The sequence below is a fragment of the Leptospira jelokensis genome (genome assembly GCF_004769635.1).
Lineage (GTDB): Bacteria > Spirochaetota > Leptospiria > Leptospirales > Leptospiraceae > Leptospira_A > Leptospira_A jelokensis.
In genome coordinates, this window is sequence record NZ_RQGH01000005.1 from 39,081 (window position 1) to 51,099 (window position 12,019).

Consider the following 12,019-nt stretch of genomic DNA (forward strand, 5'->3'; position numbering starts at 1 on the left):
TTAAAAATCTCTCATACCGAACGAAAGTCCCATAGAGGAAAGTTTTGCTTTCAATTCTTGTAAACTTTGTTCGCTGAAATGTTTTGATTTAGTCATCTCATCTTCTGATCTCTTCACGAGTTCACCAATGAAGTCAATTTCCAAACTGCGAAGCACGTTTGTCGAACGAACTGAAAGTTCTAATTCTTCCACGTGTTTAGATAAAGCAGCTTTCAGTTTTTCATCCGCTTCATCTAATTCTTCTTCTTCCTCTTCAATTTCTTCTTCGAAATTAATGAAAACAGTGAGGTGGTCTTTTAAAATTTTAGCAGCTTGTGCAACTGCGTCTTCAGGGGACACAGATCCATCAGTCCAAACTTCCATAGTAAGTTTTTCGTAATCAGAACGTTGTGCAACACGAGTTTCTGATACTTCAAACAATACTTTTTGGATTGGAGAAAAGATAGAATCGATTGGGATCGTTCCCAAAACTTCGATGTCTTTCTTTTTATCTTCCGCTGGGACGTAACCGCGCCCTCTTTGGATTTCCAAATCCATAATCAAATTGGCATCCTCATTGAGAGTCGCAATATGAAGGTCTGGGTTCATGATTTCAATGGAAGAATCTACGGCAAGGTCAGCCGCACGGAAGTAACCTGCACCCTTTAGTTCAAGGTGGATTACTTTACTTGCTTCTTTGTCTTCCGGCTCGTATTTGATTCGAACTTGTTTTAAGTTAAGAATGATACGAGTTACGTCTTCTGCTACACCTTCAATATAGGAGAACTCATGAGAGACTCCTTCAATCCGAATCGCGGAAATTGCTGCACCTTCAATCGAAGACATTAGCGTACGACGAAGGGAGTTCCCAATCGTAGTACCAATTCCTCTTTCGAAAGGTTCTGCAACAAACTTACCGTAGTTTGGTGTATTCACATCAGTTGTGAATTCGATTTTTTTGGGTCTTTTAAAACCTTTTAATAAATTCTTTGGAGACAATGTCGTATCCTTCTTCTCTAAATTCTTACTTCGAGTACAACTCTACGATTACCTGTTCTTTCACAGGGATATCAATATGCTCTCTTGTTGGAAGTGATAACACTTCTCCGGAGAACTTGGTATAATCCACACTCACCCAAGAAGCAGTTCGATTGATTGCTTGGGCTAGTTTGATATTCTCTTCGATAAACGCAGATTTTTGGAATTTCTCACGAATTTCGATTTTATCACCAACATTCACACGATAAGAACAAATGTCCACTCGGTGGCCATTCACAAGGATGTGTCTGTGTGCCACAAAGTTACGAGCTTGCCTTCGAGTCACAGCGAAACCCATACGATAGAGAACATTGTCCAATCTTCTTTCGAGGAATTGGAGTAAGTTCTCACCAGGAATCCCTGGAGTGTGAGATGCTTCTTCAAAGTATCTACGGAATTGTTTTTCTAAAACACCGTAAGCGCGTTTGACTTTTTGTTTTTCACGAAGCTGTGCCCCGTATTCCGTGATCTTTCCTTTTTTCTTAGGAGGAAGGCCTGGTGGGTACTTTCTCTTTTCAAGGGAAGATTTTTCTTTATGTAATGTATGACTATTTTTGAGAAAGAGGTTAAGCCCCTCTCTTCTCATCAATTTAACAACTGGACCTCGGTAACGTGCCATATCTAATTCCTACACCCTTCTTCTTTTTCGTGGTCGGCACCCATTGTGCGGGAGCGGAGTTACGTCTTTAATGAGTTTGATTGATAGACCTTTTGTGGTCAAAGAACGAATGGCAGATTCACGTCCAATCCCAGGACCTGAAACCATTACATCCACTTCTGATAAACCAGCTGCTTCAATTGCTTTGTCGGCAGCGTTCGTTGCCGCAACTTGTGCAGCATAAGGAGTGGATTTTTTAGATCCACGAAATCCCATCATTCCAGAAGAAGACCAAGAAAGAACGTTACCAGCCATATCCGTAATGGATACGATAGTGTTGTTAAACGAAGCTTGGATATAAACCTTACCCCGTGGAACGTTTTTCTTTTCTTTTTTCTTAACCTTTTTGGTATCTTTTTTATTCTTTGCGTCTTTTTCAGCCATGGATTAGTCCTCTACTTCGTAGCCTTTTTCTTATTCGCTACGGTTTTCTTGACGCCCTTACGGGTCCTTGCGTTGGTTCTGGTTCTTTGTCCATTGACTGGAAGTCCACGTCTGTGACGGAAACCTCTGTAACATCCCACATCCATCAATCGTTTGATGTTGAGGTTGACTTCAGAACGAAGATCCCCTTCTACCTGGTATGATTCTTCAATGACTCGTCGGATCGCGGCTTCTTGTTCGTCCGAAAGGTCCTTCACCCTGATAGATTCGTCAATTCCTGCTTTTTTCAGGATATTTTGAGAGGAGGTCTTACCAATACCAAATACGTATGTAAGACCGATTACAATTCTTTTGTTTGATGGTAAATCAACACCCGCGATACGTGCCATATCTTCCTATCTTTGCCTTTGTTTGTGTTTTGGGTTTGTGCAAATCACTCGGATTACACCTTTTCTGCGAATGACTTTGCATTCTGGACAGATTTTTTTGACTGATGCTCTAACTTTCATTATAGTTTCCTATTTCTTTCTGTAAGTGATACGGCCCTTGGTTAAGTCATAAGGAGAAAGTTCCACAGTGACTTTGTCTCCAGGCAAAATACGAATGTAATGCATACGCATCTTTCCTGAAATGTGCGCTAGAACTTTGTGACCATTCTCAAGTTCCACACGGAACATCGCATTTGGTAACGGTTCTAAAACGGTCCCGTCAATGGTAATTGCTTCTTCCTTAGCCAGAGTCTATCTCCTACTGGATTGATTTTAAAATAGTGTTAGTGATTTCTTCCATACTTCCCAAACCATTGATTTGCCGAAGGATCCCCGTGCCTTTATAAAAGTCAATCAGGGGCAACGTCTTGGTGTTGTAAGTATGCAGACGGTTTTTGATGGTCTCTTCGTTGTCATCCGAGCGCCCTTCTTTGATCGCTCTACCTAGCAACCGTTTGACGAGTTCTTCGTCAGGAACGTCTAGGTTGACAACGGAGTCGAGCTCCATGTGAAGCTCTTTGAGGATTTCCGCGAGAGCCTTTGCTTGCTCCACCGTCCTTGGAAATCCATCCAATATGAATCCATTTGCACAATCTGCTTCGACCAACCGGTCGCGAATTATGCCTATAACGACAGCATCTGGAACAAGGTCTCCCGCGTCCATAAATTTTTTCGCTTCAATCCCCATAGCCGTGCCATTTTTTACGGCTGCCCGAAGGATATCGCCAGTGGAAATCTGAGGGATTTTGTATTTCTCTTTGATGATGTCAGCTTGTGTTCCCTTACCAGCACCTGGAGGGCCCATAAATATGAGTCTCTTCATTCGTTACACTCTTCCCTTGATTTTAGTCTTTTTCATGAATCCTTCGTAGTTTCTCATGAGGAGTTGGGCTTCGATTTGTTTTAAGGTTTCGAGTGCCACACCCACCATAATGAGAAGAGAAGTCCCTCCGAATGTATACACCAATGTTCCCCCACCGGTGTTGGAACCGAGGTTTAAGAACTTAATGATGAGATAAGGAGCAAGAGCAAGACCTGCAAGGAAAAGAGCACCCGGTAAGGTGATTCGATTCAAAATTTTCTCAATCATTTCTTTGGTTTGGCTTCCTGGACGGACTCCTGGGATAAACCCACCGTATTTTTTTAGGTTATCAGCCAACTCTTGCGGGTTGAACTGGATCGCTGTATAAAAATACGCAAAGAAGATGATGAGAGAAGTATAAATCACATAGTAAAATAAGGCATGGTACCAGATTTGTGAAAATGGATTGAAATAGTCCATAATCACAGCCCAACCAGCCCACTGTCCGCCTTTCGAAGACAACCACTGAACAATTGTTTGTGGGAATAGGATCAGCGATGATGCAAAGATAATTGGCATTACGTTGGCACTATTCACTTTGAAAGGAATGGATTGGCTACGAGCCTGAACCATCTTCCTTCCTACCATTTGTTTTCCATAATTCAGTGGAACCCGGCGAACCCCTTGGGTCAAAATCACCGTAAGGGAGATGAGAACGATAAAGATAATGATAAGGATAAGGATGCTAAGAGCGTCAGAAGTGTCCGAGGTAAACATCGCAATGAGTGCTTCCGGCATACGACCAATGATACCAGCAAAGATAATGAGGGAGATTCCATTCCCGATCCCACGCTCAGTGATTTGTTCCCCAAGCCAAATGAGAAGAACCGTTCCCGTTGTGATGGAAAGCATCGCAATCGGTAAAAAGTATCCTTCCACGGATGGATTGATCAAACCCGGGTATCTTGCTGCTCCGTTATTGCCAGCACCTGTTGAATAGGAATTTGCAAGTTGGATCACAGCAAGGGACTGGATTGCACAGAGGATGAGAGTTCCGTACTTTGTGTACTGTTGGATTTTTTTCCTGCCTTCTTCCCCTTCTTTTTGCATCTTTTGCAAACTAGGGATGAGAACCATCACAAGCTGCATGATGATGGATGAGGAGATGTAAGGCATAATCCCAAGAGCAAAAATAGAAAATTTGAGAAGAGCACCACCAGCAAACAAATCCACCATTCCAAGGAAACCTTCACTGGAATCGGCAGTAATGCCCGACACAATCAAACTGTTGATACCAGGAATGGTCACATGTGTTCCCATTCTGAAAAGTAACAACATACCGATTGTAAATAGGATTTTAGATCTTAATTCCGGGATTCGAAAGATGTTAGCGATGGTTTGAAACATAGTTTATCTAGTTTGTTTTCTCTTCTTTTTTCTTTTCTCTGATGATGACCTTTCCACCAGCTTTTTCGATTTTCTCTTTTGCTGAGGCAGAAAAAGCATCAACCGTAATGGTGATGGCAGCTGTCACTTCTCCCGTTCCGAGTAATTTGATCGGTCCTACTTCGGACTTAATCAAAGACTTCGCTTTGAGAATGGCAGGAGTTACTTCCCCCGTAAGACCAGCTTTCGCCAATGCTACTAGGTTTACTGGTTGGAATTCAACTGAGAAAATATTGGTAAAACCACGTTTTGGCAAACGTCTGTGGAGAGGGAGCTGTCCCCCTTCAAATCCACGTCTCATCGAAGCAGCACGGGCTCTTTGTCCTTTGGACCCACGAGTGGAAGTTTTTCCCATCCCAGATCCAGGGCCTTGGCCCACACGTTTCGGAGATGTTTTTGCACCTTCCGGAACCGGAACCAAGTTTTTGTTGCCGAGAGATGTGGATTTTTTCGGACGTTTTGCGCCGAACCCACGACCTTGTTCAATTCTATCTTGTGCCATACAATTATACCTTTTCCACTTTCAACAAGTAACCTACTTGTCGTAACATCCCTTTCAATTGGGGAGTCATTTTGTGTTTTTTGGATTGACCTTTCTTTTTAAGGCCGAGAGCAATCAGAGTTTTTTTGTGCATTGGAATGATGCCAATAGAACTTCTTTCTTGCGTTACGATCACTTCTTCCATAGTCAGTTCCCTTTTTATAGATCTTGCCCAAACAAATGTTTGAGACTAACACCACGTCGTTTTACCGCCATAGACGGAGTTTCCAACTGTTGTAATGCATCCATAGTCGCCTTAACAATGTTCATCGGGTTTGAAGATCCCCATGATTTTGTTAACACATCTTGGATCCCTGCTCTTTCCAATACGGAACGAACAGAAGCTCCCGCGATGATCCCAGTTCCCGGAGAAGCTGGTTTCAAAATCACTCGAGCCGATTTAAACTGTCCTACCACATCGTGTGGAACAGTGTGACCGATATAGTGAATGGATTTTAAATTCTTTTTTGCCGATTCAATGGACTTACGGATGGCATCTGGAACTTCATTTGCTTTTCCAAAACCAATTCCTACTTTCCCTTTGGAGTCACCCACAACAGAAAGTGCGTTAAAGGAGAAACGACGTCCCCCTTTCACAACTTTGGCAACTCGGTCGATTTTTACGACCTTCTCAGTAAATTCTTTTGTTTCTTCTTCTAACATCATTTAGAACTCCAATCCACCTTCGCGGGCAGAATCAGCAAACGCAGCGATCCTTCCGTGGTAAACCATTCCAGAACGGTCTAAAACCACTTGCGAAACACCTGCTTTTTTCGCCTTGTCAGCGACTACTTTACCGAGTTCGGTTGCAGCCGATTTACTCTTCTTAGAATTTTCATGTTTCGGAAAATCTTTCTCGAGGGTAGTTGCGTAAACTAATGTTACACCCTTTGCATCATCAATGATTTGTGCAGTGAGGTAACGGTTCGTTTTGTTGAACACTAACCGAGGTCTTTCCGATGTTTGGCGGAGTTTGTATCGAACTCTCTCCGCTCTTCTCAATCTTTTCGTATTTTTAGCTGTCTTGTTGATCATGACGTTCTACTTCTTACCGGTTTTTCCGGCCTTTCTACGGATGTATTCATTCGCGTATTTGATCCCTTTGCCTTTATAAGGCTCAGGAGGTCTTTTGGAACGAATATCAGCCGCAACTTGTCCAACCAGTTGTCGGTCTATCCCCGATACTTTGATTTTGAGCTGATCTGCGACTTCAATTTTGATGCCATTTGGTTCTGGGAAAACCACTTCATGAGAATAACCAAGTGCCATCACGAGATCCTTACCACGTTTTTGTGCACGGTAACCGACCCCAGTGATTTCTAGGTTTTTTTCCCAACCGGAAGTGACTCCTTTTACGCAGTTCATCGCAAGGGAACGAACAAGACCATGGAGTGCCACAGTCTTTTGGTCTTCACTTTTACGAGTAAAAACCAATTCTCCGTTTTCTACGTTGGCACTGACACCTTCGTAAATAGGAGTTTTTAATTCCCCTAACGGCCCTTTAATGGTAAGGGCTTCTGCATCTGCTTTTACTTCTACCTTTGCAGGCAATTTGATGATACTTTTTCCAACTCGAGACATAGTGTTATCGTTCTCTAGAATACCTTACAGAGAACTTCCCCTCCTACTCTGAGTTTACGAGCACGTTTCCCAGTCATCACCCCTTTCGAAGTCGAAAGGATGAGAGTTCCGATATTGTTACGGAACGGGCGGATTTCACCAGATTGGATGTAAACGCGACGACCTGGAGTGGATACTCGTTCGATCATACGAATCACTGGTTTCTTTTCCGTGTCATATTTTAGTTTTACTTGGAAGTCATCAAAACTTCCATTTTTTACAGTTTGGACATCATCTACAAAACCTTCTTCTTTTAGAAGATCTAGGATGGACTTTTTGATTTTGCTACCAGGAATCACACAAAGCTCATGTTTCGCTTGTTGTGCATTTCTGATTCTTGTTAGCATATCTGCGATTGGATCTGAAAGACTCATATCTTACCTTAACCTAATTACCAGGAGGACTTTTTCACACCGGGGATCTGAGCCTTGCTAGCAAGGTCCCGGAAGCAAAGACGACACATATCAAAGCGGCGCAAGTAAGCGCGTGATCGACCACAAAGAGGGCAACGATTGTACTCTCTCACTTTGAATTTTTGCTCTTTGGCGTGGCGTTCCATCATTGATTTTTTCGCCATGAATAATCTCCTACTTACCTGCCGTTCGGTAAGGCATACCGAAGGCTTGGAATAATTCGAACGCTTCTTTGTCCACTTCCGTGTTCGTTACGAAAGTGATATTGATTCCATAGATCGTATTGATTTTATCAAATTGGATCTCTGGGAAAATGATCTGTTCTCTGACAGAAAGGTTGTAATTCCCTCTTCCATCAAAACCTTTCGGGCTTACACCACGAAAGTCACGAACCCTTGGAAGGGCTACGTTGATAAAACGATCAAGGAACTCATACATATGATGACCACGAAGGGTCACTTTGCAACCGAGCACCATACCTTCTCTCACTTTGAAACCAGCAATTGATTTCTTTGCGAAGGTTTTTACCGGTCTTTGGCCAGTGATTTGGCCAATCTCCACAAGGCATGCTTCCATTGCTTTTGGGTTGGTATGAGCTTCGCCCATCCCTACGTTGATTACGATTTTTTCGAGTTTAGGAACTCGCATCACACTTTGAAAGCCGAGTGACTTTTGGAGTGTAGGACGAATTTCCTTTTCGTATTTTGATTTAAGCCTAGGTACCATATCTATACTTCTTTCCCTTCAGGTCGAGTCACTCGTACGGATTTACCATCCTTCTTGGCAAAGCCCAAGCGTACAGCCTTAATTTTCTTCTTAGGCTTCGCTTTGTTCTCTGCTTTTGCGTCGTGAAACATCACATTGGAAATATGGATTGGGAATTCGATTTCAATCGCACCACCACCAGGGTTTTCCTGAGTTGGGCGAACGAATCTTTTTCGTTTGTTCACACCTTCGATGTAAACGCGGTCTTTGCGTTTATCAACAGCGAGAACTTTCCCTTTTTTTCCTTTTTCTTTTCCAGAAATCACAAGGACTTCATCGTCCTTTTTGATTTTTGTTTTTTTGAATTTAGTAGGCTCGGAACCTCTATATGCTAACTTAGTCGCCATCTTAGAGAACCTCCGGAGCTAGAGATATAATTTTCATGTATTTTTTATCACGAAGTTCGCGGGCAACAGGTCCGAAGATCCTTGTTCCTTTTGGATTGCCTTTATCATCGATGATGGCAACCGCATTGTCATCAAAACGGATATAGGTTCCGTCTGGACGACGAACTTCTTTTTTCGTTCTTACGACAACGGCTCTTTGAACCGCTTTGTTATGCACTTTTTTCCCTTGCCCGTCACGAAGACCGTATGCAGGTTGTGCTTCCTTCACAGCGACGATGATTTCGTCACCAAGCGTTGCGTAGCGTTTTTTGGAACCGCCAAGCACTTTAACGCACATGACTTTTTTCACACCCGAGTTATCGGCTACTTGTAAAATAGTTTCTTGTTGGATCATACTAATTTCGCCTTCTCAATTACCTTTACAAGTTTATGGTGTTTCTGTTTAGAAAGTGGTCTTGTTTCCACAGCGATGACTCGATCACCAACTTGACACTCGTTCTTCTCATCGTGAATTTTCACGCGGGAAGTTCTGGTCATAATCTTCTTAAACCGTGGGTGTACTTTTCTTGTGATGATTTCGATCACTACGGTTTTATCCATAGCATCACTCACAACTACACCTTGGATGGTTAAAGACTTTTTAGAGTTTTTATCTTCCATAACCTACTTCTTCTTACCTTTGCTTGTTTTGGCAGCTTTTGGAGCTGAACCAGCCTTTGGTGCGATTTGTTTGAGTTTACCTTTTGCACTGAGTTCCTTCTCGCGAAGGACAGTGAGTGCTTGGGCAATTCTCTTCTTATGATTGCGGATTACTTTTGGGTTCTCAAGTGATCTTGTAACACCAAATTGGAATCTTGCTTTTCTTACTTCTTCGGAAGAGGAAAGAATTTCTTTCTTCAAATCTTCTGGAGAAAGTGATTTGAAATCGTCTTTCATAGAACGTTCCTCTTAACAAATGAAGTTTCTACTGGCAGTTTGAACGCCGCTAGGTGGAGTGCTTTTCTAGCAGTGTCTTCATCAACACCAGCCATTTCAAAAAGAACTCGTCCTGGTCGGATTTCAGCAATCCAGAACTCAGGGTTACCTTTACCTTTACCCATACGAGTTTCGGCAGGTTTTTTAGTGATTGGTAAATGAGGGAAGATCCTGATCCATAATTTCCCACCTCGTTTGACTTGGCGGTTGATGGTGATCCTTGCAGCCTCAATTTGGCGCGCCGTGATACGACCGGAAGAAATGGCTTTTAAACCAAATTCTCCGAACGCAACGTAAGAACCTCTTTCGTCCTTACCTTTTAAGCGCCCTCTTTGGCGTTTTCTAAATTTTACTCGTTTAGGTGCTAACATGATGGTTTCTCTTTAGTACTTCTTAACTCGTTCTACGTTTTACAGCGTATTTATCTTCATCGGACTCTTCCTTCGTTGGGAAGTAGTCACCTGTATAAGTCCATACTTTCACACCAATTTGTCCGAAAGTCGTGAGAGCTTCTTTGAATCCAAAATCAATTTTGGCACGAAGTGTATGGAGTGGAACTCGTCCTTCCATATACTTTTCTGTTCTTGCCATGTCCGCTCCGTTGAGACGTCCAGAGATTTGGATTTTGACTCCTTCTACTCCACCGCGCATCGCACGACGAAGTTCCGCTTTCATCACACGACGGAAAGGCATCCTTTGTTCGATTTGAAGCGCCACTGTTTCCGCAATCGCTTGTGCAATTACTTCTGGTTTTTTCACTTCGATGATGTTCATTCCAATCGGCTTATCAGCGAACTTTTTCAGTTCTTGTTTTACCGCTTCGATGTTTTGGCCTTTTTGACCAATCACCATACCTGGTTTAGAAGTATGGAGGTTCACGTTGATTTTTTCAGGGAATCTTTCGATTATGATTTTGACAACGGATGCATTTTTGAATTTCTTCAGAAGGAATCTACGGATCTTGATATCTTCGTGAAGATTTTTAATGTAATCTTGTTTGGAAAACCAAACCGAATCCCAGTTACGTGTGATTCCGATTCGTAGTCCGATTGGATTTACTTTCTGACCCATAAATTAGCTAACCTTCTTTTCGATTTCAGATACAACAACTGTGATGTGGCTCAGGCGTTTGCGGATCCTAGATGCACGACCTCGTGCTCTTGGGCGGAAACGTTTCATGATAGGGCCGTCATCCACATAGATTTTTTTAACAAAAAGTGAATTTGGATCCAAACTTTCGTTCATTTGAATGGCATTTGCCACTGCTGAATTGAGAAGGTTAATGATCATTGAACTTGCTGCTTTGTTTGTGAAACGCAAGATATCAATTGCTTCTTTGTAATCGTATCCACGAACTTCGTCAGCAACCAGGCGAGCTTTTCTGGCAGAAATTCTTAGGTGTTTTCCAACTGCTTTTGCTTCCATCACTCTACCTATTTCTTCGCTACTTTTTTGTCTCCACCATGACCTTTGAAGGTTCTAGTGGGAGCAAATTCACCAAGTTTGTGACCGATCATGTTTTCGTTTACATACACCGGAACAAACGCTTTGCCATTATGAATCATGACTGTATGACCAATCATATCTGGATAAATGGTACTTCTTCTGGACCAAGACTTGAAGGGTGTTTTTTTCCCTTCAGAATTTAACTTGGTAATTTTTTTCATGAGGTGGTCGTCGATGAACGGACCTTTTTTTAAGCTTCTAGCCATGAGTATCTAGACCCTACCTATTCCTGTTTTTCTTACGTCTTTGGACAATAAAACGATCAGACGGTCTTGTCTTACGTGTTTTAAATCCTTTCGTAGGTTTACCCCAAGGAGTCACTGGGTGACGTCCACCGGAAGTTCTACCTTCACCACCACCGAGTGGGTGGTCCACAGGGTTCATAACGACCCCTCTTACTTTCGGTCTTTTTCCTAACCAACGGTTACGACCGGCTTTTCCAATGATGACTAAGTTATGGTCTTTATTGGAGAGTTCTCCAACAGTCGCCAAACACTCTTTCCGAACTTTTCGGATTTCCGAAGAAGGGAGTTTGAGTGAAACATAGTCTCCGTCTTTTGCGGAGATCACAGCAAAGGATCCAGCCGTTCTTGCGATCTGGCCACCCTTACCGATATGGAGTTCGATGTTGTGAACGTTTGTTCCTGCAGGGATTTTATCTAAAGGAAGTGTGTTCCCTAGTTTGATTTCTGCATTTGGACCTGATTCCAATTTATCACCAACTTTTAAACCGTTAGGTGCTAAAATGTATCGGTATTCACCATCCGCATAACAAACAAGTGCGATGAATGCAGAGCGGTTTGGATCGTATTCAATTGTTTTGACCGTTGCAGGGATTCCAAATTTGTTACGTTTGAAATCGATGATACGAAACTTTCTTTTGTTACGTCCACCTTTGCGTCTAACAGCAATCCGTCCCTTGTTGTCACGGCCAGCCTTGTATGAAAAATTGGCAGTGAGCGGTTTGTAAGGAACCACTTCTGTGATTTCTTTGAAATCTAAAACGGAATAATACCGGCTAGATTGCGTTGTGGGTTTAAGTTTTCTAATTCCCATA

General features: G+C 42.5%; 25 protein-coding genes. All 25 read right to left on the reverse strand.

Going from position 1 to position 12,019, the window contains the following annotated elements; translation table 11 throughout:
• From EHQ62_RS00655 to rplB, 25 genes are read right to left on the reverse strand one after another with little or no spacing between them, the layout of a single operon-like run.
• Window positions 1-978 (reverse strand): DNA-directed RNA polymerase subunit alpha, encoded by a 978-nt coding sequence (locus tag EHQ62_RS00655; RefSeq protein ID WP_002974165.1) that lies wholly within the window; start codon window positions 976-978, stop codon window positions 1-3.
• A gap of 25 nt (window positions 979-1,003) precedes the next feature.
• Window positions 1,004-1,636: a 30S ribosomal protein S4 gene (rpsD, locus tag EHQ62_RS00660; protein WP_135580130.1), complete on the reverse strand. Its 633-nt coding sequence runs from the start codon at window positions 1,634-1,636 to the stop codon at window positions 1,004-1,006.
• 9 nt (window positions 1,637-1,645) lie between these two features.
• On the reverse strand, window positions 1,646-2,059 hold the full coding sequence (gene rpsK / locus EHQ62_RS00665) for a 30S ribosomal protein S11 (protein ID WP_012388922.1): 414 nt from the start codon (window positions 2,057-2,059) through the stop codon (window positions 1,646-1,648).
• An 11-nt stretch (window positions 2,060-2,070) separates the two neighbouring features.
• On the reverse strand, window positions 2,071-2,448 hold the full coding sequence (gene rpsM / locus EHQ62_RS00670; RefSeq protein WP_035983662.1) for a 30S ribosomal protein S13: 378 nt from the start codon (window positions 2,446-2,448) through the stop codon (window positions 2,071-2,073).
• Window positions 2,449-2,454: 6 nt separating this feature from the next.
• A complete protein-coding gene (rpmJ, locus tag EHQ62_RS00675; RefSeq protein WP_002974084.1) occupies window positions 2,455-2,568 on the reverse strand; it encodes a 50S ribosomal protein L36 in 114 nt (37 codons plus the stop codon).
• A 9-nt stretch (window positions 2,569-2,577) separates the two neighbouring features.
• Window positions 2,578-2,796, reverse strand: a complete 219-nt coding sequence (gene infA, locus EHQ62_RS00680; protein ID WP_012476295.1) for a translation initiation factor IF-1 — start codon at window positions 2,794-2,796, stop codon at window positions 2,578-2,580.
• A gap of 10 nt (window positions 2,797-2,806) precedes the next feature.
• Window positions 2,807-3,370 (reverse strand): adenylate kinase, encoded by a 564-nt coding sequence (locus EHQ62_RS00685; protein WP_135617271.1) that lies wholly within the window; start codon window positions 3,368-3,370, stop codon window positions 2,807-2,809.
• A gap of 3 nt (window positions 3,371-3,373) precedes the next feature.
• A complete protein-coding gene (gene secY, locus EHQ62_RS00690; RefSeq protein WP_135640369.1) occupies window positions 3,374-4,756 on the reverse strand; it encodes a preprotein translocase subunit SecY in 1,383 nt (460 codons plus the stop codon).
• A gap of 7 nt (window positions 4,757-4,763) precedes the next feature.
• Entirely contained in the window at window positions 4,764-5,297 is a 534-nt protein-coding gene (rplO, locus tag EHQ62_RS00695; protein ID WP_135640370.1) for a 50S ribosomal protein L15, read from the reverse strand.
• 4 nt (window positions 5,298-5,301) lie between these two features.
• On the reverse strand, window positions 5,302-5,481 hold the full coding sequence (gene rpmD / locus EHQ62_RS00700) for a 50S ribosomal protein L30 (RefSeq protein ID WP_002974048.1): 180 nt from the start codon (window positions 5,479-5,481) through the stop codon (window positions 5,302-5,304).
• Window positions 5,482-5,495: 14 nt separating this feature from the next.
• Window positions 5,496-5,999 (reverse strand): 30S ribosomal protein S5, encoded by a 504-nt coding sequence (rpsE, locus tag EHQ62_RS00705; protein WP_002973816.1) that lies wholly within the window; start codon window positions 5,997-5,999, stop codon window positions 5,496-5,498.
• A gap of 3 nt (window positions 6,000-6,002) precedes the next feature.
• Window positions 6,003-6,371: a 50S ribosomal protein L18 gene (rplR, locus tag EHQ62_RS00710; protein WP_012388928.1), complete on the reverse strand. Its 369-nt coding sequence runs from the start codon at window positions 6,369-6,371 to the stop codon at window positions 6,003-6,005.
• A 6-nt stretch (window positions 6,372-6,377) separates the two neighbouring features.
• Entirely contained in the window at window positions 6,378-6,917 is a 540-nt protein-coding gene (rplF, locus tag EHQ62_RS00715; protein WP_015677958.1) for a 50S ribosomal protein L6, read from the reverse strand.
• 14 nt (window positions 6,918-6,931) lie between these two features.
• Window positions 6,932-7,330: a 30S ribosomal protein S8 gene (rpsH, locus tag EHQ62_RS00720; RefSeq protein ID WP_002973604.1), complete on the reverse strand. Its 399-nt coding sequence runs from the start codon at window positions 7,328-7,330 to the stop codon at window positions 6,932-6,934.
• Window positions 7,331-7,347: 17 nt separating this feature from the next.
• Window positions 7,348-7,533, reverse strand: coding sequence for a type Z 30S ribosomal protein S14 (locus EHQ62_RS00725; protein ID WP_012476296.1), 186 nt, complete (start codon window positions 7,531-7,533; stop codon window positions 7,348-7,350).
• A 10-nt stretch (window positions 7,534-7,543) separates the two neighbouring features.
• On the reverse strand, window positions 7,544-8,095 hold the full coding sequence (rplE, locus tag EHQ62_RS00730) for a 50S ribosomal protein L5 (RefSeq protein WP_015678219.1): 552 nt from the start codon (window positions 8,093-8,095) through the stop codon (window positions 7,544-7,546).
• A gap of 2 nt (window positions 8,096-8,097) precedes the next feature.
• Window positions 8,098-8,481 carry a 50S ribosomal protein L24 gene (gene rplX, locus EHQ62_RS00735; protein WP_012388931.1) on the reverse strand — a complete coding sequence of 128 codons (384 nt, stop codon included), beginning with the start codon at window positions 8,479-8,481 and terminating at the stop codon, window positions 8,098-8,100.
• A 1-nt stretch (window position 8,482) separates the two neighbouring features.
• Window positions 8,483-8,875: a 50S ribosomal protein L14 gene (gene rplN / locus EHQ62_RS00740; RefSeq protein WP_002974152.1), complete on the reverse strand. Its 393-nt coding sequence runs from the start codon at window positions 8,873-8,875 to the stop codon at window positions 8,483-8,485.
• Window positions 8,872-9,141, reverse strand: a complete 270-nt coding sequence (gene rpsQ / locus EHQ62_RS00745) for a 30S ribosomal protein S17 (RefSeq protein ID WP_012388932.1) — start codon at window positions 9,139-9,141, stop codon at window positions 8,872-8,874. The genes rplN and rpsQ overlap by 4 nt, the downstream gene beginning before the upstream one ends.
• Before the next feature lie 3 nt (window positions 9,142-9,144).
• Window positions 9,145-9,417, reverse strand: coding sequence for a 50S ribosomal protein L29 (rpmC, locus tag EHQ62_RS00750; protein WP_015678229.1), 273 nt, complete (start codon window positions 9,415-9,417; stop codon window positions 9,145-9,147).
• Window positions 9,414-9,827, reverse strand: coding sequence for a 50S ribosomal protein L16 (rplP, locus tag EHQ62_RS00755; protein ID WP_015678382.1), 414 nt, complete (start codon window positions 9,825-9,827; stop codon window positions 9,414-9,416). Before rplP ends, rpmC begins: the two co-directional genes overlap by 4 nt.
• A gap of 22 nt (window positions 9,828-9,849) precedes the next feature.
• Window positions 9,850-10,527 carry a 30S ribosomal protein S3 gene (gene rpsC / locus EHQ62_RS00760; RefSeq protein ID WP_135640371.1) on the reverse strand — a complete coding sequence of 226 codons (678 nt, stop codon included), beginning with the start codon at window positions 10,525-10,527 and terminating at the stop codon, window positions 9,850-9,852.
• A gap of 3 nt (window positions 10,528-10,530) precedes the next feature.
• The gene (rplV, locus tag EHQ62_RS00765; protein ID WP_012476297.1) at window positions 10,531-10,881 is read right to left on the reverse strand and encodes a 50S ribosomal protein L22; all 351 of its coding nucleotides are present in this window, start codon (window positions 10,879-10,881) and stop codon (window positions 10,531-10,533) included.
• 8 nt (window positions 10,882-10,889) lie between these two features.
• Window positions 10,890-11,168 carry a 30S ribosomal protein S19 gene (rpsS, locus tag EHQ62_RS00770; protein WP_002974021.1) on the reverse strand — a complete coding sequence of 93 codons (279 nt, stop codon included), beginning with the start codon at window positions 11,166-11,168 and terminating at the stop codon, window positions 10,890-10,892.
• A gap of 13 nt (window positions 11,169-11,181) precedes the next feature.
• Window positions 11,182-12,018 (reverse strand): 50S ribosomal protein L2, encoded by an 837-nt coding sequence (gene rplB / locus EHQ62_RS00775; RefSeq protein WP_135640372.1) that lies wholly within the window; start codon window positions 12,016-12,018, stop codon window positions 11,182-11,184.
• Window position 12,019 lies beyond the last annotated feature (1 nt).